The sequence below is a fragment of the Planococcus sp. RAB007_Raresut genome (genome assembly GCF_057369535.1).
In genome coordinates, this window is sequence record NZ_JBXYIF010000209.1 from 1 (window position 1) to 250 (window position 250).

General features: G+C 37.2%; 1 protein-coding gene. It reads left to right on the forward strand.

Annotation, left to right across the window (positions count from 1 at the left end; all coding sequences use genetic code 11):
* On the forward strand, nucleotides 1-236 hold a 236-nt coding region (locus AC2Q9J_RS18305), incomplete at its 5' end, for a hypothetical protein (protein WP_499042148.1).
* Nucleotides 237-250: the final 14 nt, after the last annotated feature.

Consider the following 250-nt stretch of genomic DNA (forward strand, 5'->3'; position numbering starts at 1 on the left):
AAATTCTTTCCGATTACACCACAAGTCATGCCATCCGCAGCATCCATGTTTATGACGCTCAAAAGCAGTTGCTTGCAGAAAGTAGTAAAACCATTGAATACACCTCTTTTTTGCAAGATTTGCTCGACAAATGGTTCCTACACGATCCTGTTCAACTCACTGTAATTTATAATAAAAAGCAGGTTGGTGATCTCGTACTTTATGGCAGCTCTGAAAATATTTTGCATTTTCTTTAAACCATTTTCATTGG